This is a genomic window from Amnibacterium endophyticum, assembly GCF_042680685.1.
Lineage (GTDB): Bacteria > Actinomycetota > Actinomycetes > Actinomycetales > Microbacteriaceae > Amnibacterium > Amnibacterium endophyticum.
This window is the reverse complement of sequence record NZ_JBHUEA010000026.1, coordinates 26,247-36,018: the sequence shown is the minus strand read 5'-3', so window position 1 is coordinate 36,018 and position 9,772 is coordinate 26,247. Positions and strand designations below refer to the sequence as shown.

Here is a 9,772-nt window from a genome sequence, read left to right as displayed (position 1 = left end):
AGGCGGCGCGGCGACGGGCCGAGGAGGCCGAGGAGCGGGCGCGAGCCGCGGCGGACGCGGTCGCGCGCGACGCGGCGGAGGTCGACGAGCGCCGCGCGGACCTCGAGGAGGCGCAGCGACGGCTCGACGCGGCTGCGGTGGCGCTGCGGGACGCCCGCGACGACGTGGCGCGGGCGAGGCGCGAGGCCGCCCAGTAGGGCGCGGCCCGCTCAGTCGCGGTCGCGCAGCACCTGCATGACCACGTCCTGCGCCCGCTCGACCTCCGCCGAGGAGGCCCAGAGGTCCTCGTGCGGCGGAGCGCCGCGCCGCGCCGGCCGCACGGGCGCCGCCCACCCGGGTATGCCGGCGGCCGCGAGCGCGACGAGCACGCCGGGCGCGATGTCGGCCGGCACGCGAGCGAGCGGGGTCCAGAAGAGCGCCTCGATGCCGTTGCCGCGGCCGAAGGGCGGCAGCTGGTACGCCCGGCCGAACTGCAGCGGGTTCACCGCGGCCGCCGGGGCCTCGTAGCCCGACGCCTCCGATCGGCGGAACGGGGATCGCGACGACGCGGGACGCGCGGGCCCCGTCAGGCCGAGCAGCGCGGCGGCCGTCCAGCGCCAGGAGGCCGCCCGTCGCCGTGCACCCATGCCGACCCGGAACGCGCTCGATCCCGGTGCTGTTCCTCCCCGCTGCGGACTAGAAGGCGTAGCGGACGCGGCAGTACGGCAGCTCGGCCGCGAGCAGGGCGAGGAAGTCGTCGAGGTAGCGCCGCTTCGTCGCCGCGCGATAGCGGACGTTGATCGCGCCGTTCTCGCTGCGCTTCGGCTCCTGCAGGTCGGGACGCCAGAGCACCTCCTCCGCCTTCGGATGCCACCCCTGGTTCACCTCGTGCAGCGCCGCGTTGTGGGTGAGCATGATCACCTCGCATGCCAGCTGCGCCTTCGTCGCGGGCGAGATCGCCGCGTCGAGCTGCCGGAACAGGTCGCGCCACTCGTCCAGCCAGCCGGGCGCGACGATCACCGGCGAGAAGTTCACGTGCACCTCGTAGCCGGCCTCGACGAAGTCGTCGATCGCGGCGATCCGCTCCGGCACGGGCGTCGTGCGGATGTCGGTGAGCTTCGCCATGGCCGCCGGCATCAGCGAGAACCGGACCCGGGTGCGCCCCTGCGGGTCCCAGTCGAGCAGGTCGCGGTTCACGTACTTCGTCGCGAACGACGCCTTCGCGGTCGGCAGGCCGGCGAACAGGTCGACCAGGTCGTGCACGTTGTCGCCGAGGAGGGCATCGGCACTGCAGTCGCTGTTCTCGCCGATGTCGTACACCCAGTCGTGCGGGTCGCACTGGTTCGGCTCCGGCTTCGCGCCCTGCCGCTTCACGTGCCGGGCGACGCCGCCCATGATCTGCTCGATGTTCGTGAAGGCCGTGATCGGGTTGCTGTAGCCCTTCCGCCTCGGCACGTAGCAGTAGGCGCACGCCATCGCGCAGCCGTTCGCCGTCGACGGCGCGATGAAGTCGGCGCTGCGCCCGTTCGGCCGCACCGAGATCGACTTCTTCACGCCCAGCACGAGCGCCTCGCGCTTGATCCGCACCCAGCGCCGCACGTTCGCCTCGTCGCCGTGCAGCTCGGGGATGCGCCAGTGGCTCTCGACCGGCACGATCTCCGCCTGCGGCCAGCGGGCCGCCATCTCGCGACCCCGCGGCAGGTCGATCGCTGCGGGCTCCGCGTAGATGCGGGTCACCTCGATCAGCGGCGCTGCAGTCGTGGGCATCGGGCCATGCTCCCCCGCCCCTCCGACACTCCCAGGGCGCCGGAGGACGATGCCCTCTCGTGAAGACGCTCGAGCTGCCGAACACCGACCTGACCGCCCCGAACGTGATCCTCGGGCTGATGCGCATCCCCGACATGGACGACGAGCAGATCCGCACGCTCGTGCGCACCGCGATCGACGAGGGCGTCACGATGTTCGACCACGCCGACGTGTACGGCGGCGACCACCTGTGCGAGCGCCGCTTCGGCGAGGCGATGCGCTTCTCACCCGAGGAGCGCGAGCAGGTGATCCTGCAGTCGAAGGTCGGCATCCGCGACGGGTACTTCGACTTCTCGCGCGAGCACATCCTGGAGTCCGTCGACGTCTCGCTGGCGGCCCTGAGGACGGACCACCTCGACGTGCTGCTGCTGCACCGGCCCGACGCGCTCGTCGAGCCCGAGGAGGTCGCGGCCGCCTTCGACGAGCTGGAGACGAGCGGGAAGGTCCGCTCGTTCGGCCTCTCGAACCACACGCCGTACCAGACCGAGCTGCTGCAGCGGACGGTGCGCCAGCCGCTCGCGGTGAACCAGGTGCAGCTGAGCATCACGCACGCGAACCTGATCGCGTTCGGCGTCGCGAACAACATGGCGGGCCTCGACCAGTCGATCGACCGCGACCGCGGGATCCTCGACCACTCGAGGCTCAACCGCATCACGCTGCAGGCGTGGTCGCCGTTCCAGGGCGGCTTCTTCACCGGCACCTTCATCGGCGACCGGGAGCGATACGCGGACCTGAACGACGTGCTCGACGAGCTGGCCGCGAAGTACGACGTGACGCCGACGGGGATCGCGACGGCGTGGATCACGCGGCACCCCGCGCACATGCAGGTGGTGCTCGGCACGACGAAGCCGGAGCGCGTGCGCGAGGCCGCCGCGGGCTCCGACCTGCCGCTGACCCGCGAGGAGTGGTACCGGCTGTTCACCGCCGCCGGGCACACCGTGCCCTGAGTGCCGGCGCAGGGTGGTCTCGAGGCTCGCTGCGCTCGCACCTCGACCAGCGGGACCTCGCCGGCGCGGGTGGTCCCGAGGCTCGCTGCGCTCGCACCTCGACCAGCGGGCGGACGACCTCCAGGCTTGCTGCGCTCGGGGCGGGCGTCAGCGGCGGGTGGTGCGGACGATCGCGGGGCGCAGCGCCGCGGTCGAGCGGGCGCGGAGGGCGGACCACCACACGCCCGCCCCGTACGCGAGGTCGTCGAGCCGGCGGGCGAGCGCGAACCGCAGCGGGTCGAGGTGCGCGGGGTCGCGGCGGTACTCGAGCGCGACGTCGACGACCGCGGCGACCAGCACGGCGCGGCGGGCCCGCCGGGACACGAGGCAGGCGACGACGGCGGCGGGCCACCAGTGCCGCAGCAGCAGCGCCATCCCCTGCGCGAGCGCGGAGACCCCGCCGGTGGCGGCGAGCCGCAGCCCGACCGCCGGAGCCTGCGGCAGCGGCGCGAGGCGCCGCCCGATCCGCAGCCCGCTGCCCACCAGCACGACGCCGGCGGCCGCGAGGGACCAGCGGCGCTGCACGGCGACGAGGGCGAGGAACGCGGCGCTCCACGGCGCGAGCACGGCCGGTGCGATGTGCGCCGGATGCCGGTCGGCCAGCCCCTGCGCCCCCGACCCGTAGACCGCCTTGCGCAGGAACCAGTCGGCCGGCCGCTCGCGGTGCTCGTGCCGGGCCACCGCGGCCGGCTCGTAGCGGACGCGGTGACCCGCGGCCGTCAGGCGCCAGCCGAGATCGACGTCCTCCCCGACGCGGAGGCTCGCATCGAAGCCGTCGGTGAGCGCCTCGCGCCGGGCGACGACGCAGGCGGTGGTCACCCAGGCGACCGGCGAGCGCGGCCGCACCTGCGCCGGGTGCTCGCCGAGGTCGAGCGACGAGCGCGTGTCCTCGTAGCGGCCCAGCCAGCTCGGCGAGGCGCCGAGGCCCGCGATGCGGGGCGCGACGACGGCGACCCGCGGGTCGGCGAGGTGGCGCAGCAGCAGCGGGACGGTGTCCGGGTCGAGCACGATGTCGGAGTCGCAGAAGACCACGACCGGCGTCGCGACCTCGGCGAGCCCGGCGTTGCGCGCGCCTGCCGGCCCGAGGTTCTCCGGCAGCGCGACGAGCCGGGCGCCGTGCCGCCGGGCGACGGCCGCGACCGCCGCGGGGTCCGCCGAGGCGTCGTCCACCACGATCACCTCGGAGGCGCCGTGGACGCTCGCGAGCAGGCGGTCCAGCGGGCCCGGGCGGTCGCGGACGGGCACCACCAGGGTCCACGGGTCGTCGCGGTCCGGCAGCGTGCCGACGACCGGGTCCGCGAGCCCCGCGTCGACGAGCCGGTCCGCGAGGGCGGCCGTGGCGGCGTCCCGCACCAGCACGGTCCGGTCGGTCACGAGCGGTCTGGCCCGCGGCGCGAGCCGCAGCAGCCGCATCGGGTGGCCGCCGAGCAGCGCAGCACCGCCGTCGAGCACGCGCACGTGCCGCTCGAGCCGGACGACCGCGCCGATGGGCAGGCTCACCGGACGGCCGCGACGAGCCCGCGGCAGGCGGATTCCGCCGCGTCGACCATGTCCCCCAGGATGCGGGCGCCCTCCTCCGCGGACGCTCCGCGGGCGTCGCCGAGCACGCCGGACGGGCTGACCGCGGCGACGCCGCCGGCGCGGAGCGCCGGCAGCAGATCCTGGATCGGCGCCGTCGAGCCGATCGGGCGCTCCGGGCCGACCATGTCCGGCCGCAGGTGCAGCAGCAGCGACGTCTCGGTCCGCCCCGCATGGGCATCCGCGCCGCGCGTCGCGCAGGGCACGGCGAGGACCCGGTGCCCCTCGTGCTGCAGCTGCGCGACCGCCGCCGCGACCGCCTCCGCGTTGCCGCCGTGCCCGTTGACGAGCACCGTGCCGGCGCTCCAGTCGGCCGCCGATCGCTGCAGCTCGACGAGCACCGTCGTGAGCGCCTCCGTCCCGATCGACAGGACCCCGGCGAAGCCGCGGTGCTCGCCGCTCGCGCCGACCGGCAGGCCGGGCGCGAGCACCGCGCCCAGCCGGTCCGCGAGCGCGGCCGCGACCGCCTCCGCGACGATCAGGTCGGTCGAGACCGGCAGGTGCGGCCCGTGCTGCTCGATCGAGCCGAGGGGCACGACGAGCAGCGGCCGGTCCGGCAGCCCGGGCGCCGGCAGCTCGGCGAGCGGGCCCACGTCAGTAGCGCGGGTCCTTGGTGCGCGGGGAGCTGGTCGCGCTCACCGGCTCGCGCGCCTCCGCGTCGCCGCCGCCGCTCGCCCGCTCGAAGCCGGCCGGGATCACGAGGTCGTCGCGGCCGAGCTCGTGGACCGACGCGTGCGCGAGCCCGAGCACCGCCGAGTCGAGCCCGCCGCGGAGGATGTCGAAGACGTTCTCCACCCCGGCCTGCCCGTTCGCTGCGAGGCCCCACAGGTAGGCGCGCCCGATCAGGACCGCGCGGGCGCCGAGCGCCAGCGCCTTCGCCACGTCGCCGCCGCGCCGGATCCCGCCGTCGAGGTACACCTCGACCTGGTCGCCGACCGCCTCCGCGATCGCGGGCAGCACCCGGATCGTCGCCGGCTGGGTGTCCAGGTCGTTGCCGCCGTGGTTCGACACCGAGATCGCGTCGACGCCGACGTCGACGGCCCGCTTCGCGTCGTCGACCCGGGTGACGCCCTTCAGCACGATCGGGCCGTCCCACTGCTCCTTGATCCAGGCGATGTCCTCCCACTGCGGCGGCGGGGTCTGCAGCCACTCGCCGTAGGCGCCGAAGAAGGTGGGCGCGTCCTGGCCCGGCTCCTTCAGGTTCGGGACGGTGAGGTCGGGGATCTCGACCCGCTTCGCGTAGCGGAGCAGCCAGCTCGGGTGCGGGAGCACGTTCGGGGCGAACTTGACCATCGTCTTCAGGTCGAGCTTCTCGGGGATGGCGGGGCTGCCCCAGTCGCGGCCGTTCGAGAACGACCAGTCGGTCGTGACGATCAGCGCCTTCGCGCCCGCCTCGCGCGCCCGGTGGATGCGGCGGGTCATCTGCTCCTTCGTGCCGGTCCAGTAGACCTGGAAGAAGGTGTTCTCGTTCGCCGCAGTCACCTCCTCCACGCTCTTGCTGGCGAAGGAGCTGAGACCCATGATCGTGCCCCGGTTCTTCGCGGCCCGCGCGACGGCGACCTCGCCGTCGGGATGGACCGCCTGCACGCCGGTCGGCGAGACGATCACCGGCATCGACACCGGGATGCCGAGGACCGTCGTGGACAGGTCGCGCTCGCCGTGGTGCCCGACGACGTGCGGCATGAAGCCCAGCTCGGCGAACGCCGCGAGGTTGTCGTCGAGGGTCGTGCCGCGCTCGCTGCCCGCGATCAGCGCGCCGTAGACGGAGCTCGGCAGCACGCGCTTCGCGCGCCGCTGCGCCTCCGCCACGGTCTCGAACCAGGGGTTCTGGAAGATCGGCATGGTCTCGCTCCAACTCCTTCGGTGGCCGGGACCCAATCCTGGCACCCGGTGCCATAACAGGCGCCGCCTGCTCAGCGCATCGTCAGCCGTCTCACGTGCGGAAGACGGAGGACAGGGCCGGCGCGACGTCGAAGCGGTTCCGCAGCGCCCGGTACCGCCCGCGCCCCGCGGCCGCCAGCTCGCGGCCCAGCCGGACGTCCCGCTCCCCCGTCGTGTCGAGCAGCACGTCGAGCCGCGGCAGCCGCGCCGCGATCGGGCGCGGGTCGGGCCCCGCGTTGTGCACGCAGTCGGACAGCAGGACCACCCGGGCGTCCCGCTGCGGGACGCCCGCCAGCTGCTCGGCGGCGAGCTGCAGGGGGAACCCCACGTTTGTCAGGCCCTTCGCCGGGATGCGGAGCATCGCGTCGAGCAGGCCGACGGCGGAGGCGCGGCGGTCGAGCGGGTTCAGGATCGCGGCGTCCGACCAGAACGCGATCACCGCGAGCCGGTCCTGCTCCAGCTCGGCGGCGAGCGCGCCGACGGTGGCGGCCGCGGTCCGCACGCGCTCGCCCTTCATGGATCCCGACACGTCGACGAGCAGCACGACGGCGCGCGGCGAGCGCACCCGGTCCCGCACGACGAGGTCGTCCTCCTCGGGCACCGGGTGCTCGGCGAGCACCTCGAGGGTCGCGTCGAGGTCGAGCTCGTCCGCCGCACCGCGGTAGGGGCGGCTCGCGAGCACGCCGGCACCGCGGCTCGCGGCCCGCGCGCTGCGGGGCTTCGGCAGCGACAGCCGGGCCGCGATCTCCCGGGCGCGCCGCCGCACCTCGGCGTCGACCTCGCCCTCCTCCGGGCTCAGCAGCCGCCCCTCGTCGTCGGTCTCCGTCGCGGCGGAGCCCGACCGGGTGCGGGCGCCGCCCTTGCCCGGCCGCGCACGGAGCACCGCGCCGCCGGCCCCGCCGCCCGCCTCGAACACGGTCGGCGCCTCGTCCAGCCGCTTCGGCTTCCGGGACAGCGGTCGCGCCGACGGGCGGTCGCTGCGCCGGCGGATCGGCGAGTCCGCCTCGACCCTCCTTCAGCCGGGCTCGGCCCGGGCCGGCTCCAGCAGGAAGCGGTCCTCCCAGATCTCCCGCAGCACCTGCTCGGGCGTCGCCTCCGCCGCGTCGTCCAGGTGGATGCGGCCGGACAGCGCGACGAGCATCCCGTCGAGCACCGCGGCCCGGTAGGCCTCCTCGTCACCGTCCCCGATCCCCCGCAGCGCCCGCAGCTCGTGCACGACGAGCGCCGTGTCGATCGCGCCGCGGACGCTGCTGCCCTGCCGGACGGCCTCGTGCTCGCGGGTGGCGCGGGTGACGGCGACCGCGTCCTCCACCAGGCGCCCGGCCTCGATGCCGGACCGCAGGGCGGTGATCGCCCGCTCCGCCTCCTCGTCCTGGTAGTCGATGACGATGCGGTTGAAGCGGTCGGCGACGCTCGTCGCGAGCCGCGTGGTGCCGACGTTGTCGAACGGGTTCATCGAGGCGACGACGCGGAAGCCGTCGGCGGCCTGCACGACGCCGACCCGCGGCACGGCGATCCGCCGGTCGGCCATCGCGGTGAGCAGGGTGTTCAACGTGTCCTCGGGGGCACGGTTGAACTCCTCGATGTAGAGGAACGCGCCCTCGCGCATCGCCTCGACCAGGGGGCCGTCGACGAAGGTCTCGGCGCCGTAGTCCTGCTTGAGCACCATGGCGGGGTTGTGGTGGCCGACGAGCCGGGCGGGCGTCAGGTCGGCGTTGCCCTCCACGAAGACGAAGGGCACGCCCCACTCGGCCGTGAGCACGAGCTCCAGCTCGTGCTCGCGGCCGACGATGCGCTCGGCGATCCGCTCGCGCGCTCCCGCGCGGTCGTCCGTCACTTCAGCGTCTGCCCGGCGTCGACCTTCAGCTGCAGCCCGGTGACGTACCGGGACTCGTCGGAGGCCAGCCAGAGGACCGCGTTCGAGATGTCGACGGCCTCGACCCACGGGATCGGCAGCGCGTTCATCGCACCGAAGCGGTCGGAGAGGGAGTCGCGCGTGCGCTCGTCCTCGGGCATGTCCGGCGCGAACAGCGCGTAGGTCGCCGCATTCTGGATCATGTCCGTGTCCACGCTGGTCGGGTGCACGCTGTTGACGCGGATCATGTCGGGCGCGAGCTCGAGCGCGAGCGTCTTCATGAGCCCGACGACGCCGTGCTTCGCCGCGACGTAGTGCCCGATGTTCGGGATCGCGAGGATCCCGGCCGTCGAGCTCGTGAGGATCATCGAGCCGCCGTGGTTCGCCCTGAGGTGCGGGATCGCGGCCTTCGCCGTGTGCCACACGCCCTTCAGGTTGACGTCGATCATGTCGTCGAACTCGGTCTCCGACAGCTCGTCGAGCGTGCCGAAGCTGAAGATGCCCGCGTTCGCGGACACGATGTCGAGCCGCCCGAGCTCCGCGACGCCCTCGTCGAGCGCGGCCTTCAGCGCGTCGTAGTCGCGCACGTCGGCCTGCTTGGCGACGATCCGCCGGTCGAGCGCCTCGACCTGCCGCACGGTCTCCGCCATGTCGTCGGACGTCGACATCCCGTACGGGACCGAGTCGATCTGCCCCTCGATGTCGACCGCGATGACGTCCGCGCCCTCCTGCGCGAGCCGCAGCGCGTGGCTGCGCCCCTGACCGCGCGCCGCGCCCGTGACGAACGCGACCTTGCCTTCCACCCGTCCTGCCATGGTCCTGCCTCCTACCGCTTGTTGATGAAGCCGGCGTCGACCGGCAGGGTCACGCCCGTGATGTAGCGGGCCGCGTCGCTCACCAGGAAGACGATCGCGTTGGACAGGTCGACCGCCTCGATCATCGGCACCGGCAGCGCGTTCGCCATGGCCTGGCTCATCGCGGGGTCCGACTGCAGGAACTCCTGCATGGCGTCGTTCACGACCATCGGGGTGTCGACGCCCGTCGGGTGGATGGTGTTCACCCGGATCGAGTGCTCCGCCAGGGTGTTCGCGTAGGAGCGCATGAGGCCCACGACGCCGTGCTTCGCGGCGGTGTAGCCGAGCCCGCCCGGCGTGTTCCCGCCGATGCCCGCGAGGCCCGCGGTCGAGCTGGTCAGCACGTAGGCGCCGCCCTGCCCGTGGTCGATCATCGCCTGCTTGCTGACCTCGACCGTGTTGTAGACGCCGGTCAGGTTCACGTCGATGACGTCCTGCCACTCCTGCGCCTGCGGGTGCAGCGACATCGGGGCGATGCCCGCGTTCGCCGACACGATCGTCGGCACGCCGAGCTCGGCGACGCCCGCGTCGAACGCGGCCTGCAGCGCCTCGCGGTCGCGCACGTCCGCGACCCGGGTGAAGATCCGGCGGTCGAGCGCCTCGACCTGCTTCGCCGTCTCCGCGAGGTCGTCCTCCGACGCCATCGGGTACGGCACCGTGTCGATCTGCGCCGCGATGTCGATCGCGATGACGTCGGCGCCCTCCTGCGCGAGCCGGACCGCGTGGCTGCGGCCCTGTCCTCGCGCGGCGCCGGTGATGAACGCGACCCTGCCTTCGAGCTGTCCTGCCATGTGTCTCTCCTCCACCTCGGTCCCGACCGGGGACGATCGCGG

General features: G+C 74.1%; 11 protein-coding genes. 2 read left to right on the top strand and 9 right to left on the bottom strand.

The features are described 5' to 3' along the window. Positions 1-197, top strand: a 197-nt coding sequence (locus ACFSBI_RS14455) for a hypothetical protein (protein WP_377936141.1), incomplete at its 5' end; no start/stop codon positions are given. A 12-nt stretch (positions 198-209) separates the two neighbouring features. On the opposite strand, the gene ACFSBI_RS14450 is transcribed toward ACFSBI_RS14455, so the two are convergent. Together ACFSBI_RS14450 and ACFSBI_RS14445 are read right to left on the bottom strand one after the other, a co-directional pair. Further along, positions 210-626, bottom strand: a complete 417-nt coding sequence (locus tag ACFSBI_RS14450) for a hypothetical protein (RefSeq protein WP_377936139.1) — start codon at positions 624-626, stop codon at positions 210-212. Between the two features lie 49 nt (positions 627-675). Next, entirely contained in the window at positions 676-1,746 is a 1,071-nt protein-coding gene (locus ACFSBI_RS14445; RefSeq protein ID WP_377936137.1) for a spore photoproduct lyase family protein, read from the bottom strand. Between the two features lie 59 nt (positions 1,747-1,805). Between ACFSBI_RS14445 and ACFSBI_RS14440 the strand changes: the two genes are divergently transcribed. Continuing rightward, positions 1,806-2,732 (top strand): aldo/keto reductase, encoded by a 927-nt coding sequence (locus ACFSBI_RS14440; RefSeq protein WP_377936136.1) that lies wholly within the window; start codon positions 1,806-1,808, stop codon positions 2,730-2,732. 147 nt (positions 2,733-2,879) lie between these two features. Here the strand turns inward: ACFSBI_RS14440 and mftF are convergent, their stop codons facing one another. The 7 genes from mftF to ACFSBI_RS14405 all read right to left on the bottom strand — a co-directional run bounded on the left by mftF (position 2,880) and on the right by ACFSBI_RS14405 (position 9,730). After that, positions 2,880-4,271 carry a mycofactocin biosynthesis glycosyltransferase MftF gene (mftF, locus tag ACFSBI_RS14435; RefSeq protein ID WP_377936134.1) on the bottom strand — a complete coding sequence of 464 codons (1,392 nt, stop codon included), beginning with the start codon at positions 4,269-4,271 and terminating at the stop codon, positions 2,880-2,882. Further along, positions 4,268-4,942 (bottom strand): mycofactocin biosynthesis peptidyl-dipeptidase MftE, encoded by a 675-nt coding sequence (mftE, locus tag ACFSBI_RS14430; RefSeq protein WP_377936132.1) that lies wholly within the window; start codon positions 4,940-4,942, stop codon positions 4,268-4,270. Before mftE ends, mftF begins: the two co-directional genes overlap by 4 nt. A gap of 1 nt (position 4,943) precedes the next feature. Next, a complete protein-coding gene (gene mftD / locus ACFSBI_RS14425; RefSeq protein ID WP_377936130.1) occupies positions 4,944-6,191 on the bottom strand; it encodes a pre-mycofactocin synthase MftD in 1,248 nt (415 codons plus the stop codon). A gap of 91 nt (positions 6,192-6,282) precedes the next feature. Continuing rightward, positions 6,283-7,146, bottom strand: a complete 864-nt coding sequence (locus ACFSBI_RS14420) for a vWA domain-containing protein (protein WP_377936128.1) — start codon at positions 7,144-7,146, stop codon at positions 6,283-6,285. A gap of 99 nt (positions 7,147-7,245) precedes the next feature. Continuing rightward, positions 7,246-8,067, bottom strand: coding sequence for an AAA family ATPase (locus tag ACFSBI_RS14415; protein WP_377936126.1), 822 nt, complete (start codon positions 8,065-8,067; stop codon positions 7,246-7,248). Further along, positions 8,064-8,900: a mycofactocin-coupled SDR family oxidoreductase gene (locus ACFSBI_RS14410; RefSeq protein WP_377936125.1), complete on the bottom strand. Its 837-nt coding sequence runs from the start codon at positions 8,898-8,900 to the stop codon at positions 8,064-8,066. The genes ACFSBI_RS14415 and ACFSBI_RS14410 overlap by 4 nt, the downstream gene beginning before the upstream one ends. Positions 8,901-8,911: 11 nt before the next feature. Then, a complete protein-coding gene (locus ACFSBI_RS14405; protein ID WP_377936123.1) occupies positions 8,912-9,730 on the bottom strand; it encodes a mycofactocin-coupled SDR family oxidoreductase in 819 nt (272 codons plus the stop codon). Positions 9,731-9,772 lie beyond the last annotated feature (42 nt).

Excerpts from the sequence above, each read along its gene's own strand:
- ACFSBI_RS14445 (WP_377936137.1), bottom strand. The coding sequence starts at position 1,746 with ATGCCCACGACTGCAGCGCCGCTGATCGAGGTGACCCGCATCTACGCG.
- ACFSBI_RS14410 (WP_377936125.1), bottom strand. The coding sequence starts at position 8,900 with ATGGCAGGACGGGTGGAAGGCAAGGTCGCGTTCGTCACGGGCGCGGCG.
- ACFSBI_RS14405 (WP_377936123.1), bottom strand. The coding sequence starts at position 9,730 with ATGGCAGGACAGCTCGAAGGCAGGGTCGCGTTCATCACCGGCGCCGCG.
- ACFSBI_RS14450 (WP_377936139.1), bottom strand. The coding sequence starts at position 626 with ATGGGTGCACGGCGACGGGCGGCCTCCTGGCGCTGGACGGCCGCCGCG.
- mftD (WP_377936130.1), bottom strand. The coding sequence starts at position 6,191 with ATGCCGATCTTCCAGAACCCCTGGTTCGAGACCGTGGCGGAGGCGCAG.